Origin of the sequence: Anabaena sp. WFMT, assembly GCF_051781005.1 — a bacterium.
GTDB lineage: Bacteria > Cyanobacteriota > Cyanobacteriia > Cyanobacteriales > Nostocaceae > Anabaena.
This window is the reverse complement of record NZ_JBPWOA010000019.1, coordinates 29532-50466: the sequence shown is the minus strand read 5'-3', so window position 1 is coordinate 50466 and position 20935 is coordinate 29532. Positions and strand designations below refer to the sequence as shown.

Here is a 20935-nt window from a genome sequence, read left to right as displayed (position 1 = left end):
TAGTAATTTCCATCCTACAAACTAAGTTTTTCCAACAATCCAATAGGATTTCTATATTATATCTGCAAAAATCAAAGACATTTATAGCGGTATGCACTTGAATGAAATACATCATAGCCCCCTCATCGCTTGCGGGGAGGGGGTTGGGGGTGGGGTTCTTGTATCTCACTCAACCGAGAACCGCTATATTTCATCCTTCCAGTTAATTTAGTACAACCCCGATAGGAAGAAAAATTTGAAAGCGTGTTTCCCCTGCTTGGGAGTGAAGTTGAATTTTTCCATGATGTCTATCAACTATAAGATTATGAACAATATCCAAACCTAAACCACTACCTTGACCAACTCCTTTTGTAGTAAAAAATGGTTCAAAAATGCGGGCTTGAATTTCTGGAGGAATACCAGATCCATTATCAGCAATTTCTACTATTAAATAGTTATCATTTTGGAAAGTACGTATGCAAATTTTACCTTTTCCTTCTAGAGCATCAATAGCATTATCAATTAAATTTGTCCAAACTTGATTAAGTTCACTACCATAGGTGCTGATAAATGGTAAATTCTGTCCATACTCCCGTTTTATATCAATACCACCTTTTAATTTATGACGGAGCATGGTGAGAGTATTTTCAATTCCTTCATGGACATCAACTTGCTGAACATCGACTTGAATTTGATTGATGTGAGCATAGGATTTAACCGATTTCACTAATTCAGAAATACGAGCGCTACTTTGTTCAATTTCTTTAATTAGTGTTGCAGTTGTTAAATTAGCTGCTAACCAATGAATGACATCATTAATAGCATTTTCAGGTATTTTTAGGGTAATAAGTTCTAGTTTTTGGCTATCTAAACCAGCATCTACTAAAATTGAAGTAATTTCCCAACTTTTACTTACTTTATGTTCTTCTAACCAGTCGGTGATTTCATCTTCAATATCGCTCTGCATGAGCAAATCAAGTTTAGTTGAAACCATACCAGCTTGAGTCTGATGTTGGAAGTCAGCCAAAAAATCTAATTGTGCATTAGTAAATGAATATTGATTCAGTCGTAAAGCTAGAGTTTGTGCTTCCTGAAAACGAGTTTGTAATTCTTCTGCTACTCTTGCTGCTGCTGCGGCTGGATTTTTCAACTCATGAGCAATTCCTGCCGATAATTTACCCAGAGAGGCCAGTTTTTCCTGCTGTTGTAGTTGTTTCTCAACTGTTTTTGTTCTTGCGGCTAAAGTCGAGATAACAATATCAGCTAAAGGAGGAAAAGTAGCAATAATTTGTTTAAAAGTTTTGAGTTCTAGCTTGAGTATTCGACTATCTACAGTTGCATATCCACTAACAATAGAATTAGCTTCTGTGAGAATAGAAAGTTCACCAATAAACTCACCTCGTTGATGTTTAGCAAGTATCTTTTCTTGACCACCTAATTGCTTTGTAACCTGAATTTCTCCTTCTAAAACAACGTGAAAGTCATAACTGCTATCGCCTTCTTTAAATAAATACTCACCTCCACTCAAATCTATCTCAGTTCCATATTCCTTCAGATGTTGCAAAACTTCATCTGACAACTGGGGAAAAAGGGTGAGCGAACTTGATTCTTTTGCCATGAAAACACCTCATTAGTGAAGTGGTGGTTATAATCACCAATACTTCTGAAAATTAGTACACCAGGCTACCACTACCACGTAACTGTCGCAAAGAATTTATACAAAATGGACAGTCACAAGTAAATAACCTAATTGCAGCCTCGCTTTCTTCATATGTAAAATTCAGTTCTGCAACTTCGCTATCAGATGCTTGTGCCGAGATTACTGTCGGTTTGGTTACAGGAGTAGCCTTTGGATCTCTTTCGGAATCTCGAATACAGACAAAATCTTTAAGACCGTGGGGATTAGTGATACAGGTGCGATTATCATTAGTGTGTATTAATCGCTGTTGAAGATCAGTACTAGCATGGGCAGGATTGATTACCCCTAGTGTAGAAATTAAGGATGTAAAAATGGAAGAACTGGCAAGTAAATTAAGTATGAGTTTTTTGTTCATAAACTTCCTAAAAAAAAGATAACTGACCGTCTAGGTTATTCGATTTACAATCAAAGATCAAGTGAATTTCTAGAACCACTAATTTAACGTAAGTTGCTAGTGAGGATTCACAGAAGAGAGAAATTCCGCTGCTGCCCATTATGGTTATAACTAGCTATTCTTTAATTTCAACGGGTAGACGAACTTGAAAGCAGGTATTACCGTGACAGGAGGTAAATTTGATATCACCTTGATGTTTGCCAACTACAGTCCGGTAAACGATATCCAAACCTAATCCTTTACCTTGTCCAACACTCTTGGTAGTGAAAAAAGGTTCAAAAATGCGGGATTGAATTTCTGGTGAGATACCGTGTCCATTATCAACAATTTCTATTAAAACTTGTTCATTTTCGCATTTAGTCCGGATGTAAATTTGACCTTCACAACCAATGGCATCTAAGGCATTATCAATCAAATTTGTCCAGACTTGATTTAACTCACTAGCGTAGGCGCTAATTCTGGGTAAATTACCGTATTCTCTAGTTATGACTATGCCATCTTTGAATTTGTGGTGCATCATTTTCAGGGTACTTTCTATGCCTTCATGGACATTGACTTCTTGCAGAGGGGCGCTATCCATGTAGGAATAATCCTGAAGTGCCTTCACAAGCTCTGATACACGGGCTGAACCTGTTCCTAGTTCAGAAAGCAATGCCAGTCCCGTTAACGTGGCTTCTAGCCAGGCTAAGATGGCTCCTAAAGACTCAGTGGGTACTTGCTGGGTAATTTTGTCGATGTCTTCACAATTTAGTCCGATCGCAACTAAGGTAGGAGCTAATTTCCAACCATCCTTAACTCCATGATTTTCTAGCCAGTCGATTAATTCATCTTCGCGATCGCACTGAGACAAGGGAGAGAGTTGGGAAAACTTTTGCTGCCGCTCAATTACATCTTTTTGCAAAGTAGCCAAATATTTGACTTGTTCCTGATTCAGTTGCTGTTGACTCAGTTGGAGAACCAGAGATGGTAAATCTTGAAATAGCTGTTGCAGTTCCCCAATACCACGTCTGACCGCAGCCATTGGATTATTCATCTCATGAGAAAGTCCAGCAGCCATCGTTCCTAAAGCAGCTAATTTTTCCCGCTGCTGGGACATAGATTGTAATTCCTGTAACCGTTGCGCTGTTGTTTGCAAAATAGAAGTAGTCACAGCAGGCATTGTAGCAAGCATTTGCCAAAATATATCTTTGTCTAATTCCAGAATATGGCAAGGCTGCACAGCTTTACCAGTACCAGGTAATCGGGTTTCTCCCGTTAACATTAGCAACTCACCAAACAAGGTTTTTGAGCCATAATTGACCAAAATAATCTTTTGATTACCTACTTGTTGAGTAACTTGCACTTCACCGTCAATCAAGATAAAGACTTGATCCGCAGGATCTCCCGCAGCACGATGGATATCACCAGGTTCAAGCCAGACCTCTTTTCCTTGTTCGCACAACCACCGCAACTGTTCATCAGTTAAGTCTGCAAACAGTTTCACTTCGCGTAAAGCTTCTATTTCCAGCATTGCAATTAAACATCCAAATAGGGGGGGGTGATTGGTCATTGGTCATTAGTCAAGATGTATCTTTCTTCTGACTCCTGCCCTTCAATTTTGGATTTGCAATTTTAAATTTTAGATTGTGTAATCCAAAATCCAAAATCCAAAATCTAAAATTCTTCTGACTCCTCACAAAACCTTAGCAAGATACTGATGGATAAAACTCACACAAATAGAACCTTCACCGACTCCTGAAGCAACGCGTTTCACGGAACCATGATGCACATCACCAACAGCAAAAATACCGGGTATGCTGGTTTCTAGGAGGTAAGGATCTCTGTCTGCATACCATCCCTTGGGACGTTTCCCATCTTTAAGCAAATCTGGGCCAGTGAGGATAAAACCGCGCTCATCTCGCTCTACAATGCCTTCTAACCAGTCGGTATGAGGAACTGCACCGATAAAAATAAATAGTGAGTTTGCTGGTACTGTTTCCTGTTCATCGGTGACATTGTTGAGGATAGTCAAAGCTTCTAAACTATCTTCTCCTTTAGCTTCAATGACGCTGGAATTAAGTTGAACGATGATATTTTCTGTAGCGCTAATTTGGTCAACGAGATACTGTGACATTCCCTTACCGAGATTGTCTGCGCGAACTAACATATGCACTTGTTTGGCAAATTTACTAAAGTGCATGGCTGCTTGTCCGGCGGAGTTAGCTCCCCCAATGATGTAGATTTGTTCGTTACTACATTCCATTGCTTCAGTCATAGCTGCGCCATAATAGACACCGCGACCTGTGAGTTTTTCAATTCCGGGTACGTTTAAACGTCGCCAAGATACTCCCATAGCCAACATTAAGGCATGACAAGCAATTTCTGAACCGTCTTTAAGAATGGCGTAACGATAGGAGTCGTTGATGCGAATACCGATGACTTCTTGGGGTGTGAGAATTTCTACACCAAAGCGTTTGGCTTGGGTAACTCCTCTTCTGGCTAAATCTGCACCACTCAGACCGACAGGAAAGCCAAGATAGTTCTCAATTCTAGAGCTTGTACCGGCTTGTCCTCCGGGGGCTTCTCGTTCGATCATCACCGTTCTTAGCCCTTCTGATGCGCCATAAACTGCGGCGGCTAAACCAGCAGGGCCACCACCAATAATGGCTAGGTCATAAAATGGTTGTTTGGCTTGGGTTTGCAGTCCTACTTTTTCGGCGATTTGAATATTACTCGGTTTGACTAAACGTTCTCCGTTTCCTAGAATGACGAGGGGGAGGCTGAGTTTGTTTTCACCACTGTAGTTGAGTAAATCTTGTGCTTCTTGGTCGCGTTCAATGTCTAACCATTGATAGGGAACGTGATTGCGGGCGAGGAAATCTTTGATGTTATGGGAGTCAGGAGACCAACGATTACCAACAACGCGAATGCCTTCAAAGGGTGGATGGTAGGAGGCTAACCAGTCATCGAGTAAATCGTTGAGTATGGGATATAGTTTCTCTTCTGGTGGGTCCCAAGGTTTGGTGAGGTAGTAGTTGATATTGGTTTTATTGATGGCTGCGATCGCAGCGTCGGTATCAGCATAGGCTGTTAGTAATGCTCTTTTGGCTTCGGGAAAGATGGTGATTGCCTCTTGGAGAAATTCTATCCCGGTCATTTGTGGCATTCGCTGATCTGCCAGAAATAAGGCTACTGTTTCATTGCGTAATTTTAATTCTTTGATGGCTTCTAGTGCCTGTGCGCCTGAGTCTGCACGCAAGATGCGGAAGCGATCGCCATATTCTCGCCGTAGATCACGAGCGATCGCTTGTAACACCTGTGGGTCATCATCCACCGTCAGAATCATCGGTTTATTCATAATTTTTTTCTTTGTTTTTTCCAATTCCGATTATTGTGCAAATAAAAGTTTACCTATTATATTTTTCTTCGCACAACCTTTTCAAACTCGATTACCCATAATCAAAATAGCAGAATATGGATATTTTTTCCTAATTTCTGACTCCTGGATTCTGCTATATTACTTCAGATCACATCCCTAAATTATTACTATCTTGTTGATTCACAACCAAGCGTAAAACTGATAAAACCAAAATTATTAAAAATAACACCAAACCAATTGTACAAGCATAACTAATTTCTAAATTACTAAATGCTTGCTCATACAAATAGTAAACAATTGTTTTGGAGCTATTGAGAGGACCACCTCCAGTCATTATGTAAACTTCTTCAAATACTTTAGTAGCCGAAATAGCAGAAATTACCGCTACCAAAGCTAAATAAGGCTGCATTAAAGGAATGGTTATATCCCAATGTTTACGAATACTATCTGAACCATCAATTGCTGCTGCTTCATAGATATCAACAGGAATAGATTGCAGTCCAGCTAAATAAATTACCATATAGTAACCTAGACCCTTCCAAATAGTCACAGCCATGACACTAGCAAGAGAAATCGGTACAATTCCTAATATTTTTACTGGGCTAGTTAGCCAGGGAATTCCTTCAGGAAATATACCTAAAGTTTTGATAAATTGATTTAGCAACCCGTTCTCAGCATATAACCATTTCCAAGCTATCCCTGCAACTACCATTGAAATTACCACAGGAGTGTAATATGCAGTTCTAAACCAATTCATTCCCCGCAGTTTTTGATTTACCAAAATTGCCAAAATTAAAGGAGCAATTACCAAAATTGGCACAACACCAACAAGATAGAGAAAGGTGTTTTCTAAGGTTTTCCAAAAAACAACATCTTTCCACAAACGGAGAAAGTTGTCAAAACCCACCAATTTAGGCGCTTCCCCAATATCTTGATAGCTGGTAAAGCTGAGATAAAATGCTTGCAGGGCTGGCCAAAAAACAGTTAAGCTTAAGATAACTAAAGCTGGTAATAAAAATAAATAAGGCGTTAATTTCTGTTGAATAAAAATCCGATTTTTAGACATGAATTGATTAATCATAGTTATGTTTAAGCCTTCAGCAATGGAGGCTCTACATTATATAAAAATATATATTACCTTAATTGCAGTTGATTTAGTTATAGCGGTGTCCAATTGAGTGAGATACAGTCAGTGAATTGCAAAACCTGTAGGGGCGGGGAAACCCCGCCCTCGATTGTATTGCATTCGACCGAGAACTGCTGTATATCTCTGCAAACATCTGAATAATACAGCGTGGTGTAAATCATAAACCGCTCTGTTCTCTTATGGATTTGAAAAGCATCACCGCATCTATACGTAAGGTGAATATCAAACTTTACCAACGGTAAAATCTAAACTCTTTGACTTTGTACGTATTTTCCACATTTGCTAATCATATCAGACAAAGATATCACGTCTTTCTTCGATAATTATAACTAATACATAGTCATCTAATTTGTATCAATAATATGCAATTTTTAGGCATTGGGATGAAGACTTGAGTTGTCAATTTTTTGTTCCCCTATACTCAGAAAATGCTGATTGTGGGCAATTTTCTCCTGAGCTTGTTTTGTTAAAGTCTATTCTAGATAACACTTGCATGGGTTATTGTGGCGAAATATAATTCGCTTGCACCATGCAACCAGACAGCAAATCAATTAATTGGCGCGATCGCTTGTTTTTTGTATCTTTAGGGTTATATTTACTTTATAAAATGTTACCTTTAAGACTTTTATTTTTAAAGTAACAGTCCTGGTATAATTTTTCTAGTGCATAACAACACTGTGAGGAGCAAGACTTTGACGAACACAAAATTTTCGACTATGATAGCCCTTAATTGGGTGAGGTTTATAGAAGCAACTATCCTAAGTTGCCTTTTTTTCGCTACAGCTATTTCCCACAAGCCCGCATCTGCTGCTGAGAACTTACTTATTGACAATCAAAGCAGTGAAGTAATTTCTAGCCAAACTTCACAACTATCTTCTTTACCTGATAAACAAAAGGTGACAGCAGAAGAAACAGCACTGGCACCAAAGCTAGTGGATTCCCAACAAGTTGAACCTATTGCTATTAAGCAGCAACCAAAGTTAATTGCTCAAATAGATTCTTCTGGAAGTGTCGGCGATACTTTTGGTGAAAGCAATGAATTGCGCCAACAGTTGTTAATCGAACCCATTGTGGGATCAACAGGTAAACGTCGATTAACCGCAGCACCTTCATCAAGTGCTGGTACACCTACCGCTTATGGTGCAAGTTTTGGTCAAGCATTCATTGGTGGTGGAGCATTCTTCCCCCTAGAAGACGGCGATGTTGACGGTTCTCTGTCTCTTGGTTTCGGTTTAGGAGATGCAGTAAAATCTGTGGGTCTAGAAGTTGCCACTAATATTATTAGTGTAGGTGGTCAAGAAGAGAACTTCGGCGACTTTGGTGATAGTGGAACAGTTGGTTTTAAACTGCATAAATATTTACAAGATGGTACAGCCGTAGCTGTTGGTTGGTCAAACCCAGTCAAATGGGGAGAAGCAAACCAAGCAAAAGAGACCATCTACGGAGTAGTTACCAAATCATTTAATCTAGTAACTGTTTCTGTTGGTCTTGGTTCTGGTAGCTTTGCGTCTAAAGGTGCGCGTCAAGCCAATGAGAATGCAGTGAATGTTTTTGGTAGTTTAGGTTTAAGAGTTGCACCAGCAGCATCTCTGGTCAGCAGTTGGACTGGAAACAGTCTCAACCTGGGAGCTTCTTTTGTTCCTTTGAAGAATACTCCCATAGTTGTTAACACCATTTTCACCGACGTAACTGATAATTTGAATAATGGTGTTGGCTTTAGTCTGAGTGCAGGGTATATTTTCCAGTTCTAATCATCCAAATTTTTTCACTGCTGAAATTTAAGGCAAAAGCATGAGTAAGCAAAAATTGACCCTCAAAGTCGGACTAGTATTGATGTTATTGAGTTCTCTAGTACTTTCCCCTCTCAGAACCAATGCTGGTCAATTTGTTGTTCCAGGAACTAGTCCAGATTCATCGGGTGTGACTGGTGATAGTTTCGGTTTTGATAATCCAGGAACACAAGCAGGTGATGGTGTGTCTGTGGGTAATGATGGGATCATTAATCCCTCACCCAGAATTCAAGATAAGTTGAATTTAACTGCTGTCAATATCATTAACAGTTTTAGGAGAAATAGCCTCATTATCATTCTCATCGTAGGCAGAGAAGGTGCTGAAAATGCAGCTACGACAGTGAACACCCAATTTGTCAATTTAGGTGCTTCATCATCGACAGTGCAAGAATTAGTAAAAAACCTATTTCGTCTCTGCTTCTCTCGCATAGCCTCTGTTCCTGGGCTTCCTGTTGGGCAATTAACCCCAGGACAGCCAGTAGCAAGTACTAAATCTTTAAAGAATGTTTCTGTGATTGCCCAGGTAGATCCAACAAATAATGTAGATATTAATACAGCGAATGTGGATATCAATCAGTTGAATGCTGCTATTAGTGCCTACAACCAGATTGTTCGTGAAAGTAATGTTGAGACTCTTAAGAAGCTTTCGCAAGATGAAAATTTTCAAGAAGCTGGTAGAGTGCTGAGAGAACTAAGGGCTGCTCTTCAATAGGCTGACCCTAGTATATACCTCATAGAATAAGTTATTAAATATTACCATGTCTTTCTCAGGAAAGCATGGTAATTTTCTTATTACACTTCCTTTTGCCTTATTGCCTGGATAAAACCCCTAGCATTAAAAACAATTTTCATATTGGTATGAATAGCTGCCAATGCATTAATTAAGATAAAAATAAAAGTCAGTGCAAAGTTTAGATAAAGTTGAGATTGTATTATGAGCTATTTCTAATGTAACGTGCATAATAAAGCATCACTAGTGAGCAATGATCTTATTAGCAACTTGATATCAAGTTTTTCGCCATTTATAAAGGAATATTTAGAGTAATCTAAGGAAAACTTTTTCTTAAAAATGCCAAGCTTTGTGAATAAATGTCTTACCAGATTCAAGGTGAATTCGGTTACAGTCTCAAAAATTCAACCTCAATTTTGTTAGTGAAAACAGCAGCATTAGAGTACAGAGCTAATTTACTGGTAGTTGATGATCATCCAGACAACTTGCGTACATTATCTGTAATCCTTAGCAAGGAGGGGTACAAAGTTAGAAAAGCAATCAGTGGAGAAGTTGCCTTAGATACAGTGAAAGTTGACGCACCAGATCTCATTCTGTTGGATATCAAGATGCCAAACCTTGATGGCTATAAAGTCTGCTCAATGCTGAAAAAAAACCATGAAACTCGTCATATTCCCATCATTTTCTTAAGCGCCCTGAATAATGCTGCCGATAAAGTGAAAGGGTTTGAAATGGGAGGTGTTGACTACATTACCAAACCTTTTCAAGCAGAAGAAGTATTAATTAGAGTTCATCATCAACTCACTATTGTTAGACAAGGACAGGAACTTTATCAACACAATCAGGTTTTAATCAAGGAAATTCAGGAGCGCAAGCGAATTGAAGCCAAACTTAAATTGTTACTAACAACAATTAATTTAGTCAGTCAAGCCCCCGATTTACATCATGCTCTAGAGGATGTTTTGCGTGAGGTTTGTCGGATGATTGATTGGGACTATGGTGAGGCTTGGATCACAAACGTAGATGGTACATCATTGCAACTAAGTCAAGCTCACTACAAATGTTCTGATCAAGCGTTAAGACAGTTTCATCAAGCAAGTTTAAATTACACTTTTACCTATGGAGTAAAACTTATAGGCCGAGTTTGGGCAACGCAGCAACTGGAATGGATTGAAGATGTTTTACAAGTGGGGGAAGATGTATTTTTAAGGCTTGAACTGGTACAGGATGCAGGATTAAAAACTGCATTTGCTGTACCTATCTCCATAGAGGGAGAGGTACTTGTGGTGATGTGCTTTTTCAAGCGATCGCTCTTAGACTATAATTCAGAACTTGTAGAATTGGTAAATGCCGTTGCTCTAGAATTGAGTGGATTTATTGCCCGCAAAAAGACTGAGGAAGCTCTTAAACAGGCAAATAAAGAATTACTACGCTTGGCAAATCTAGATGGATTAACACAAATTGCCAATCGCAGGTGCTTTGATGACTCACTCAGTCATGAATGGCTACGACTAAAAAGGGAAAAATTACCCTTAGCGCTGCTGCTGGGTGATATAGATTATTTTAAGTATTATAACGATTACTATGGACACCAGGCAGGTGATGAATGTTTGCGGCAAGTAGCACAAGCAATGGTACAAAGCTGCAACCGCCCTGCTGATTTAGTAGCTCGCTATGGTGGAGAAGAGTTTGTGATCTTACTACCTAATACTGATTTAGAAGGAGCAATTTATATCACCAAAAAGATCCAACAAGAAATAGCCAGGATAGCCATCCCTCACCAATGTTCTTTAGCAAGTGAGCTAGTAACTTTGAGTATTGGTATTGTCAGTATAATTCCTACAGATGAGACAGCCCAAGAAGATATGATTGCCGCAGCTGACCAAGCACTTTACAGGGCGAAAGCTCTAGGACGCAATACCTTCTGTGTATATTATGGAATTTAATTGCCGATTATTCCCAGCCACAAATGTTATTTTGCTATTTTAGGTGAATTCGATGAACCTCTCCCCAACCCCTCTATCTTGAAAAGTTCAGATTGCCAGCTTCCGACACTCCGACGCGGAGAGGGGCAGTTAAATCTTTTGTGAAGAACCAAAAATTCATAATTTTAAGCCTCTCGCCGTTGCGGCTATGGTGTAGCAAGTCCTAGATTCCTTGCTTGATCAAGTTTAACCCTTACTAAATAAGGCTTTGGGATTTCCCATCTGTTCTCGATAAAGTTTGTTTATTGAGAATTGCTAACGGAAAAATAAGGGTTACGGAAAATAATTTTTGTATTAGCTATCTGCCATCAGCAGAAGTAATTGCCAATATATGTTAGCAAATATTACTTAATCATTCATAACAACCTAATATAGAAATTCTCAACTATTTATGAACAAATCTGTTCTATTTTATCTACATTACTTAATAAATTTATTCATCAATTAGGCACGCTACAGGTATTTTATTGATAGATTACAGTCCGATTGAATTGTTAAGAACTAATAAGTTAATTATTAACATTAACTTATTGGACTATCATTCCAATAGAAACTAGTGAGCCACTGAAACTGTTAGGAAAACTCGTATTTTTTCTGGCAGCAAAATATTAGTGGTACTGAAGACAGAATCGCCAAAAAATTCTTAATATTTCAGATGATTGAATTTTAAGAAAATTGGCTAATCTTTCTGTCTTCTAAACTTTAGTTGATAACATGTACACAACTGATGGAATCTCAGCGCCAGTTTTTAATCCGCTTTCACTGGCGCTTTTTCATAGCTTTGTGTCTTATCATATCCCGATTAAAAAATCACCTCCAGCAAAGTTCAGTTACTGGAGGATAGAATCAAAGACATTGGAATGTGGACTAGTCTTGATACCAATTTATCTTGCTCACCAAGCAATTCACTCTATCGGAAGGAAAGGTTTGTTAGTTATCTTCAATACGTCAAATGATGGATTTTTGTAATTTTTCCTGGTAGCTCAAAATTCTCTTGAATTAAGGGATTAGGACTTTATACCGAACCCTCTATACCAAAAATAGGGCATCAATATAGATGCACTACCAAAGCCGCTTAGGGACTACCTCAAGCGGTTTTGTAGTAAGTTTCTTGGCTTGTTTATATACCGAATGATTAAAATTAGCCAAATCTTGGTGCTTTTTAGGCAAATAAATCATCAGGCATATTAGTCAGGTGCGTCAGATGCCGAAAATCTGTTAATTTTTACCGAATTTTGGAGTCTGACACACCCTACAATCTTGCATTGAGTGTGACACGCAGCTTGAGTCCTAAAAAAAGACCCCCGGTTATAGACCGAGGGATTCTGCAAGTCGGAATTATCGCACAAAGACATTCGCGAATCTAGGATAACAATGCAACAAACAGAAAATCTGCCAAAATGCCAAATACAAAAAGCTTTAGTATGTAAGTCATCAATAAATCAATAAAATAGTATTACTTTTATTAAAATTGAGAAAATGCGAGAACTATATCCACTCATTCAACCTTACCGAGAAGGTAATTTACAGGTTTCTGAATTGCACACGATTCATTTTGAAGAATCAGGTAATTCCCAAGGTCAGCCAATTGTTTTATTACACGGTGGTCCTGGTGGTGGATGTCCATCATTTTATCGGCAATATTTCCACCCAGAAAAATGGCGTTTGGTAATGTTTGATCAACGTGGTTGTGGTCAAAGTCGTCCTCATGCTGAATTGCGGGAAAATACTACTTGGGATTTAGTCAGCGATATTGAAAAATTACGTGAACATTTAGGTATAGAAAAATGGGTGGTATTTGGTGGGAGTTGGGGGAGTACTTTGTCATTAGCTTACAGTCAAACCCATCCTTCTCGTTGCAAAGGATTAATTCTGCGTGGTATTTTCATGCTCAGACCAAAAGAATTGCGTTGGTTTTATCAAGAAGGTGCTAGTTATATTTTTCCTGATGCTTGGGAAGAATACCTTAAACCTATTCCCGCTGCTGAACAAGGGGATATGATTACAGCTTATTATCAACGCTTGACAAGTCCAGATTTACAAATTCAACTAGAAGCTGCGCGTGCTTGGTCAATTTGGGAAGCGAGTACAAGTAAGTTGTTATTAGATCCGTCGTTGATACAGCAGTTTGGTGATGATGAATTTGCGGCGGCTTTTGCGCGGATTGAATGCCATTATTTTATGAATGGTGGATTTTTTGAATCTGACAATCAATTGTTATTAAATGTTGACTGTATTCGTCATATTCCAGGGGTGATTGTGCAAGGACGTTATGATGTGGTTTGTCCAATGGTATCGGCTTGGGAATTGCATCAAGCTTGGCCAGAAGCGGAATTTATTGTTGTTCCTGATGCGGGACATTCGATGAGTGAACCGGGTATTCGTAGTGCTTTGATTGAGGCGACAGATAAGTTTGCAGATTTGTAACCTATATTCTGTTTGTTTTTCTACAGAAAGCATTTTCAATATTTTTTTATCACGCAGAGGCGCAGAGGCACAGAGTGTGAGAGCGCGAAAGGGATGGAAATAAAGCTAGTTTATAAGGTTTTTCAGTGGTAGTTACAGCATATTTCAGGTAAATGAAGTACAAATTTAAACCAAACACCAAGGATCAAGCGGGTTTTACTCCTGATTCCTGAATTCTGCTGTATATTACCACTGACTAAATTAATTACTTTTTCACTACTTTTAAACGCTGGGTGATCATTGTCATGCCATCATTGCGGAGAATGACAGCAGAAATCCATTGGTGTCCGGGGGTAGATGGTGCGAGTCCGGTTTTAAATAGTCCTCCAGCAGTGAGTAATTCTAGATTTACTGCTGTGGGATTGAGATATTTGTTTGGTTGGATGGTTTCTTCTAGCGCACTTCCCAGGAGGAAATCATTTCCTAATGGTTCTTGAACGATCGCATCAAAGTTATATTTCTGACCCACTTTTACCTGTTCTGGCAATTTCATTTCTATTTGCGGCGGTTTGCGCCCAGAGGTAAGTTGGGTACGTTCTGATAAAATGTCTTGACGCAGGATTTTTGTACCTGAAAGACGTTGACGGGATGTAATTGTGGAGTTGAGAGCTAGGTTCTGACTGTTAGTAGAAGGTAGACCGGTGATGGTAGTGACTGTTTCTGCAATGATGTTCTTGCCTTCAGTTTTCCAAGATTGCAGGCGTGTGCTGTACCGTAGTTGGGGATACCGCTTCCAAAAAGACTTCAATGATTGTTCCATTGTTTGGCGGTTTAATCCATCGCCATGAGTGAAATTGGGGCTGTAAAATTGCATTACACCTTTAACATCACCCCGATTGGAAGCTGTATCAATTTGAGTTAGCAGGGTTTTAAGTGCTGCGGGTGCTGTTTCTGGTGTATTGGCTTGAGCAATTTGCCCAGTACTACTGAAACCAAGTGTCAGTAAGAACGAAGCTAGGGAAATACCCACAGGAAAGGTTTTGTTGCGTTTCATTAATAAGGCAATAATGTTAGTCATTAGTAAGAGTTTACTGATTTGATAAGAGAAAGTAAGGAATTTGTTTTATCTTAGTTAAGCTAGGCGCTAAATGGTATAGCTTTGATGGCAAACGCACCAATACGATTACTGATAGCTGCTAGTGGGACTGGTGGACATTTGTTTCCAGCGATCGCACTGGCGCAAAAACTGCCAAACTATGAAATTGAATGGCTCGGTGTCCCCAACCGACTAGAAACGCAGCTTGTTCCAGGGCAATATCCTCTGAATACGATTGCAGTTGAAGGCTTTCAGCAAGGTTTCGGTCTTTCTTCTCTCCGAATTTTGTTGAAGCTGATGGGTTCAATTTTAGAGGTGAGACGCATTCTAAAACAGGGAAATTTCCAGGGATTATTTACCACGGGGGGTTATATTGCAGGGCCTGCGGTTATTGCGGCTCGTTCTTTGGGTTTACCTGTGGTTTTTCATGAATCTAACGCTTTACCCGGTAAAGTTACCCGCTTTTTTGGCCCTTGGTGTAGTGCAGTGGCGGTGGGATTTGAAGTTGCTGCAAAATATTTACCCCGTTCCAAAAATGTGTGTGTGGGTACTCCCGTGCGATCGCAATTCCTAGATGCAGGAGTTGATATTACTCTAGACTTACCAATTCCTGACGGTGTTCCCTTAATTGTCGTTTTTGGCGGTAGTCAGGGTGCAGTGGCGGTTAATCAACTAGTTCGCCAGTCTGCTCAAGCTTGGTTTGACGCTGGCGCTTATATAGTACATTTAACAGGCGATCAAGATCCAGAAGTTGATAGTCTGCAACATCCGCAGTATATATCTTTGCCTTTTTATGACAATATGGCAGCTTTGTTGCGACGGGCAAATTTAGCTATTAGTCGTTCTGGGGCTGGAAGTTTAACAGAATTGGCTGTATGTGGTACACCAGCAATTTTGATACCTTATCCTTTTGCGGCTGAAGATCATCAATCTTATAATGCAGCTGTTTTTACTGATGTTGGTGCAGCATTGACTTTTAAACAGTCGGAGTTGACAGCGGAGATATTACAAAAGCGCGTTTTGGATTTATTGCAGTCACCCACAGAGTTGGCGAAGATGGGAGAGAGGGCAAAAGCGATCGCATCTCCCGATAGTGCTGATAAGTTAGCTGCTTTGGTGCGAGAAGTTGTGGAACAGTAGAAAACTAAAGGGGGTGTAAATTTGCACCCAGCGCCCCTTTTAGTAGGTCTTTAATGGCGTAGCTACAGCATAATTTGAGTACAAAACAATATTGATAACTAGCGATACCTGCGGCAGTTTCTATGCAACATTCTGTATTTTCTTAGCTACTGCTGACGACACAGGCATCACCGATAACCGATTTCCTGGTCTTACCAAAAGTAGTTCATCAGCGCTAAATTTCTCTTTGAGTGTTGATAGTGAAATAGGATTAGAGAAAGTCTCAACAAATTCCACCATTACCGTTTGCCAGCGTGGGGATTCAGGAGTTGATTTAGGGTCATAATATTTACTTGTTGGCTCAAACTGTGTGGGATCAGCAATACCTATTTTAACCACACGCATTAACCCCACAATCCCAGGGGGATTAGTATTAGAATGATAAAAAAAAGCTAAGTCTCCTAGCTGCATTTGGCGGAGAAAATTGCGAGCCTGATAATTGCGTACACCATCCCAAATAGTCTCATGCTGTTGTTGCAGATCAGCAATACTGTAAACTTCTGGTTCTGATTTCATCAGCCAATAATTTATTGAATCCATATTTTTAAGAATAGCTATGTAAAAGCGGATGCCAGCTAAAATTGCCAGGAGTTCTCAATATTATCCTGATAGCGCAGCGTGGCTTATGGTAAACCATACTCCTGAACTCCTGAACTCCTGTCTTCTTCTTTTAAATGTTGAGGTCGCGCAAAGCCAGACGAATTTGCTCCACACGTCTGCGATTGACTCCAAGATCAGAATCTCCCACACGAGAGGCTGAACGTATATGAATTACTGGCTCATTGGCAGGTAAATAAAATTCCACATCATCAATAAATTTAAAAATACGACTTTTAGAAAGAGCATGAATGTAATTATCTGTTTGTTCTATTACTTCTGTTCGGGGTACAACCGTTAGAACTTTTAGTAATGCTTCTCTAGCTTGATCATGGTCTAGATGATAAGGAATTGCTTCAATGGTGTGTTCAGCATCAGCATTATTTTGACTAACAACACAATTAGGGGAAGCTGGACAAGAGGTGAGATGACCTGACTCAATTCCTAAAGCCCAAGTAATTTCAGGAAATATTAAAATATTTATGGTTAAAAGTATTGCGAAAATAACACCCTGTAATTTCTGTGAAAACATATTTTTTCTGATGGCTACAATTACAATATCCAGTTTATTACACCAACCTAATAATTAGGCGTTTACTTTCTGACAATCTAGAAAGCTAAGAAACAATATTAACATATATCGCTCCTAAATGAGATATCTATACTGCAAAAGGGTAAAATCTGGACTTATGTCATACTGAGCGTAACGTAGTGCAGCGAAGTATCTCGGAGATTCTTCACTTCGTTCAGAATGACACTTTTAACCCGTTTTTAGTATATCCCTTAGAGCCATAGGCATAACATCTATTTGTTCTCTGCCTCTGCGCCCTGTGAGTTTCCGTGCTATGCGCTGTGTGAACGTTGAAATGTCTTGTTCACAACTGAAAAAGAATTGCTATATCAAAGGTTAAATTAGCGATCGCATCCTGTTGTTTCTGCATTGCCAGCCTTGGGTGTAATATGGAATGGGGATCGCTATTGTCTATCCCCAATTCAAACCACCTACAGCAACATCTACACTTTTGTCAAGACTAGACATAGGGGGTCTAACCCCTGGTATCTTAGTTATATGGGGATCAATATTACTTTATTACGGAGGTGCATCATTATGCTTAGGGGTAACACCAAGAAACAATTGACTCATTACCCTCTAATGGCGTTATTAGTTACAGGAGTGCTAGGTGCATATTCAACCATTGAAAACATTGGTTATAGTCAGGAAATCAATACTTACCAGAGATTATCTTACTTAACATCTCCAAACAAATCAAACAAAACGACTGCGGTGAAAAGTTCTCAAGTTACCAAAACGATAGACGAAAAAAAAGCTTTTAATTTAGTCTGGAATCTACCACAAGTGCAACGCAAAGGACGAGAAATTGCAGCACTTTCTAGGGGGAGTATCAGACTTGCCGCAGTTGTTGAAAGTTCTCCTACTGCCGATACGCCTTTTTATGTAGTTAGCGTGTTTGAAAATCATTCAGACAAAACTACTAGTCCAGTTTATTGGTTTCGTGTGTCCAGTTCTAGTGGTGTCATTGAGCCTTTAGATTTGGTGCAGAACCAATATATAGCATTAGATAAATGGAATCCTGATGGACGATGATAAAAGTTCTCCGGTTGTAGTGGACTAACTTACTACTACAAATCGTTTTCCTCTTATTTCTACTCCTTGCATTTTACCTTTTTTTGATAAAAAACTCTTTTTAGTAATAAAAATGTCTGAACAAAAGCTTATAAACCCTTGGAATTATAAACCTTGGTGGTGTCAACCTTGGTCAATAATACTTACAACGATAACTTTAATTAGCGGTAGCTGGTTAATATTTAAAATCATCTGGTTAACAATTCTCGTTGCTATACCTCTATTAATTTGGATGGGATTTTTTGTGTTAATCTGGCCAAAACTCATGATTCAAAGTGGTGTTTTGGAAGATAAAATTTAGTTCAGGAGTGCAGAATGCTAAGTCCTGAATATATAAGGTAATGGTAAGGATTCAGGATACAGAATGTTTTATATAGCAGGGAACTCTTAACAGAAGAGAAAAATATTCTTCCTTCTTCTTTCTCCTGACTCCTGACTCCTGACTCCTGACTCCTGACTCCTGAATTCTTACTTAATTAACAACTTGGCTACCATGACTACGAGGATCATCTTGATTACCATCAGCTGATATTGGGGCTGAGAATTTGGAAGTTTGGCCGCTGGCTTGGGCATAAGGAAGGGCAGAACCACTTATTAAGGCTTCTAAGTTACTGGACATGATGGAACGGGGTATATCACCAATTGCTTCGGCTACACCTTCTCCTTGCTTGCCCAAAAACACAAAATGGGGAATGCCATCTACGCGATATTTGAGCATTTCTGGCAGCCATTTGGTATTATCTACGTTCAACATGACAAAATTGAGCTTGTCTGCATACTGTTGTTTTAATAAGGCCATATCTGGAGCCATTTTTTGGCAGACGGTACACCAATCAGCATAGAATTCTACTAAAGTGGGTTGATTATTGGTGAGAGCTACTTCTAAGGGTGTAGAGTCTTGATCTAATTGGGTGAGGGAAACTGAGTCTGTCTGGGTTCGGAGTCCTAAAAATAGCGCTAAACTTAGTGCGATCGCTACAATGACAATGAGGAAGTTTCTCACACGTCTGCCAAAGGTAGATTCAGGCTTGATGGGAGAATTCACAGGTGCATCTGTACTCATAACTTATTTATTAAAACTTATTAAGCATTTTCATTTTACCTATTTATGAAAAAACGAGTTACCCTCACCTTTCCTAAACGTGCCATTCAAATGCCTGTCACTTACCGACTCGCAAAAGATTTCAACGTTGCTGCTAATATTATCCGCGCTCAAGTTGCCCCCAATCAAATTGGTAAATTGGTGGTGGAACTATCTGGGGATATTGATCAGTTGGATGCAGCGATTGAGTGGATGCGATCGCAACACATCAGTGTTTCCCATAATTTAGGGGAAATTGTGATTGACGAAGATGTATGCGTTGACTGTGGTTTGTGTACTGGGGTGTGTCCGACTGAAGCCCTCTCCCTCAATCCAGCGACTTATAAACTCACCTTCACGCGATCGCGCTGCATTGTCTGTGAACAGTGTATTCCAACTTGTCCAGTACAGGCTATCTCAACTAATCTCTAAAAACTGCTCAGTCCACCTGATGTTACTTCACTTAATTTTTATTTAAATACACAAGTGATAGTTAGCAAATCATGCACATCTATCTTAAATTATCAAGTATCTCAAAATGCAAAATACCAAATATTATTAAGTCTCAATTGTTGTTAAAAAAATATATAAAAGGATAGATGTTAATTTTTGACTAGTGCTATCATGCAAAAACCTGTTAAATAGTTAATTGTTATCAATTATGACTTTAGCCACAACCACAACAATCAAAACTCTAGGAGACTGTGCATATCAAGCAATTGAAAAACACTTTAAGAAAACTATAAAATGGGAAAAATCAGTCAAAAAAGACGAAGATCCAGAAGCAGTACACCAAATGCGCGTAGGAATGCGTCGTCTACGCACGGCCGTTAGTAGATTTGAGAGATATTTAAATTTACCAAAATCAGTCAGTGATAAAAATATCGGTAAACTTGCCCGAATTTTAGGTAGTCTTAGAGATTTAGATGTACTTGAAGAAATTCTGGAAAAGAATTACAAACCCCATTTAGTTGAAAAAGAACAAGAATTTCTACAAACAGCACTTACTACATTACATAAACAACGGGAAACTGCATTTTCTCATGTTCAGAAAACATTTAAAGATGAAGCTTATAAATCTTTTAAAAATCAATGTGAAGATTGGTTAAAAAATCCCAGTTATCAAACTTTCTCATCTGTACCCATTCATCACGTATTACCAGATTTACTCTCACCAGAAGTTAGTGAATTTTGCTTACATCCAGGATGGCTAATTGGTACTAAAATTGTTGAATCAGAAATAGTAGTGCAAACAAAATGGACACCAAGCCAATTAGAAGAACATCTCAAAATAGAAGGTGAAACCCTGCATAGTTTGCGGAAACAAGCCAAACGTCTCCGTTACCAAATGGAGTTATTTACTGAATTATATGGTGAGTCTTTTGCCGCACAGATTAATAATGTCAAAAATATCCAAGAAATCTTGGGAATGATCCAAGATAATATGGTTTTACATGAGTGGTTAGAGAATATCTTCAAATCAGAACTTGACACTGAATTACGAGGGCTAACGACGTTATTAGCCGCAAATCGTTATCAATTATGGCAAGAATGGCAACCACTACAACAACGTTATTTGCAAGCAGATACTAGATATAATTTACATTTAGCGGTACTACAACCTACAGTTTCAGATAATGAGGAAAAGGAAAAAAAAGATTAATTTATAGTGTGCCTAAATACAGCAGATAGAAGGTAAACCAATTTCATGTGAGGCTGCACAGAATAATGATATCAATTGAATTATGCATCTCTATCTGTGTTTATCGGCGTTTATCTGCGGTCAATTATTCTTGATATCTGATTCTATATAACTTCATATTAGTATTAAGTGCGATCGCTTTACCAT

Annotated in this window: 18 protein-coding genes; 9 read left to right on the top strand and 9 right to left on the bottom strand. The window is 38.9% G+C overall.

All coding sequences use genetic code 11. The features are described 5' to 3' along the window. Nucleotides 1-202 precede the first annotated feature (202 nt). The 5 genes from ACSQ6I_RS11725 to ACSQ6I_RS11705 all read right to left on the bottom strand — a co-directional run bounded on the left by ACSQ6I_RS11725 (nt 203) and on the right by ACSQ6I_RS11705 (nt 6511). The gene (locus tag ACSQ6I_RS11725) at nt 203-1597 is read right to left on the bottom strand and encodes an ATP-binding protein (RefSeq protein ID WP_438890514.1); all 1395 of its coding nucleotides are present in this window, start codon (nt 1595-1597) and stop codon (nt 203-205) included. A 52-nt stretch (nt 1598-1649) separates the two neighbouring features. After that, nucleotides 1650-2033: a hypothetical protein gene (locus ACSQ6I_RS11720; RefSeq protein ID WP_438890513.1), complete on the bottom strand. Its 384-nt coding sequence runs from the start codon at nt 2031-2033 to the stop codon at nt 1650-1652. Nucleotides 2034-2187: 154 nt separating this feature from the next. Next, nucleotides 2188-3621, bottom strand: coding sequence for an ATP-binding protein (locus ACSQ6I_RS11715; RefSeq protein WP_438890512.1), 1434 nt, complete (start codon nt 3619-3621; stop codon nt 2188-2190). A gap of 123 nt (nt 3622-3744) precedes the next feature. Next, a complete protein-coding gene (locus ACSQ6I_RS11710) occupies nt 3745-5409 on the bottom strand; it encodes an FAD-dependent oxidoreductase (protein WP_438890511.1) in 1665 nt (554 codons plus the stop codon). Nucleotides 5410-5578: 169 nt separating this feature from the next. After that, on the bottom strand, nt 5579-6511 hold the full coding sequence (locus ACSQ6I_RS11705) for a carbohydrate ABC transporter permease (protein ID WP_438890510.1): 933 nt from the start codon (nt 6509-6511) through the stop codon (nt 5579-5581). Between the two features lie 782 nt (nt 6512-7293). Here ACSQ6I_RS11705 and ACSQ6I_RS11700 point away from each other — a divergent pair. The 4 genes from ACSQ6I_RS11700 to pip all read left to right on the top strand — a co-directional run bounded on the left by ACSQ6I_RS11700 (nt 7294) and on the right by pip (nt 13509). Continuing rightward, complete coding sequence (locus tag ACSQ6I_RS11700) at nt 7294-8328, top strand: hypothetical protein (protein WP_438890509.1); 1035 nt, start codon at nt 7294-7296, stop codon at nt 8326-8328. A 40-nt stretch (nt 8329-8368) separates the two neighbouring features. After that, the gene (locus ACSQ6I_RS11695) at nt 8369-9079 is read left to right on the top strand and encodes a hypothetical protein (protein ID WP_438890508.1); all 711 of its coding nucleotides are present in this window, start codon (nt 8369-8371) and stop codon (nt 9077-9079) included. A 377-nt stretch (nt 9080-9456) separates the two neighbouring features. Beyond that, the gene (locus ACSQ6I_RS11690; RefSeq protein ID WP_438890507.1) at nt 9457-11043 is read left to right on the top strand and encodes a diguanylate cyclase domain-containing protein; all 1587 of its coding nucleotides are present in this window, start codon (nt 9457-9459) and stop codon (nt 11041-11043) included. A gap of 1518 nt (nt 11044-12561) precedes the next feature. Continuing rightward, entirely contained in the window at nt 12562-13509 is a 948-nt protein-coding gene (gene pip, locus ACSQ6I_RS11685; RefSeq protein WP_438890506.1) for a prolyl aminopeptidase, read from the top strand. A 244-nt stretch (nt 13510-13753) separates the two neighbouring features. Here pip and ACSQ6I_RS11680 read toward each other — a convergent pair whose 3' ends face one another. Beyond that, entirely contained in the window at nt 13754-14566 is an 813-nt protein-coding gene (locus tag ACSQ6I_RS11680) for a nuclear transport factor 2 family protein (protein ID WP_438890505.1), read from the bottom strand. An 84-nt stretch (nt 14567-14650) separates the two neighbouring features. Between ACSQ6I_RS11680 and murG the strand changes: the two genes are divergently transcribed. Further along, the gene (gene murG, locus ACSQ6I_RS11675) at nt 14651-15724 is read left to right on the top strand and encodes an undecaprenyldiphospho-muramoylpentapeptide beta-N-acetylglucosaminyltransferase (protein WP_438890504.1); all 1074 of its coding nucleotides are present in this window, start codon (nt 14651-14653) and stop codon (nt 15722-15724) included. A 120-nt stretch (nt 15725-15844) separates the two neighbouring features. Here the strand turns inward: murG and ACSQ6I_RS11670 are convergent, their stop codons facing one another. Both ACSQ6I_RS11670 and ACSQ6I_RS11665 read right to left on the bottom strand, forming a co-directional pair. Next, nucleotides 15845-16303 carry an EVE domain-containing protein gene (locus ACSQ6I_RS11670; protein ID WP_438890503.1) on the bottom strand — a complete coding sequence of 153 codons (459 nt, stop codon included), beginning with the start codon at nt 16301-16303 and terminating at the stop codon, nt 15845-15847. A 130-nt stretch (nt 16304-16433) separates the two neighbouring features. Further along, nucleotides 16434-16892 carry a DUF1499 domain-containing protein gene (locus tag ACSQ6I_RS11665; RefSeq protein ID WP_438890502.1) on the bottom strand — a complete coding sequence of 153 codons (459 nt, stop codon included), beginning with the start codon at nt 16890-16892 and terminating at the stop codon, nt 16434-16436. Between the two features lie 576 nt (nt 16893-17468). On the opposite strand from ACSQ6I_RS11665, the gene ACSQ6I_RS11660 reads away from it, so the two are divergent. Together ACSQ6I_RS11660 and ACSQ6I_RS11655 are read left to right on the top strand one after the other, a co-directional pair. Beyond that, a complete protein-coding gene (locus tag ACSQ6I_RS11660) occupies nt 17469-17966 on the top strand; it encodes a hypothetical protein (RefSeq protein WP_438890501.1) in 498 nt (165 codons plus the stop codon). Nucleotides 17967-18078: 112 nt separating this feature from the next. After that, complete coding sequence (locus ACSQ6I_RS11655; protein WP_438890500.1) at nt 18079-18306, top strand: DUF6737 family protein; 228 nt, start codon at nt 18079-18081, stop codon at nt 18304-18306. A 171-nt stretch (nt 18307-18477) separates the two neighbouring features. On the opposite strand, the gene ACSQ6I_RS11650 is transcribed toward ACSQ6I_RS11655, so the two are convergent. Further along, entirely contained in the window at nt 18478-19068 is a 591-nt protein-coding gene (locus ACSQ6I_RS11650; RefSeq protein ID WP_438890499.1) for a thioredoxin family protein, read from the bottom strand. A gap of 45 nt (nt 19069-19113) precedes the next feature. On the opposite strand from ACSQ6I_RS11650, the gene ACSQ6I_RS11645 reads away from it, so the two are divergent. Both ACSQ6I_RS11645 and ACSQ6I_RS11640 read left to right on the top strand, forming a co-directional pair. Beyond that, nucleotides 19114-19518, top strand: coding sequence for an NIL domain-containing protein (locus ACSQ6I_RS11645; protein WP_015215736.1), 405 nt, complete (start codon nt 19114-19116; stop codon nt 19516-19518). A gap of 229 nt (nt 19519-19747) precedes the next feature. Beyond that, the gene (locus ACSQ6I_RS11640; RefSeq protein WP_438890498.1) at nt 19748-20749 is read left to right on the top strand and encodes a CHAD domain-containing protein; all 1002 of its coding nucleotides are present in this window, start codon (nt 19748-19750) and stop codon (nt 20747-20749) included. Nucleotides 20750-20935 lie beyond the last annotated feature (186 nt).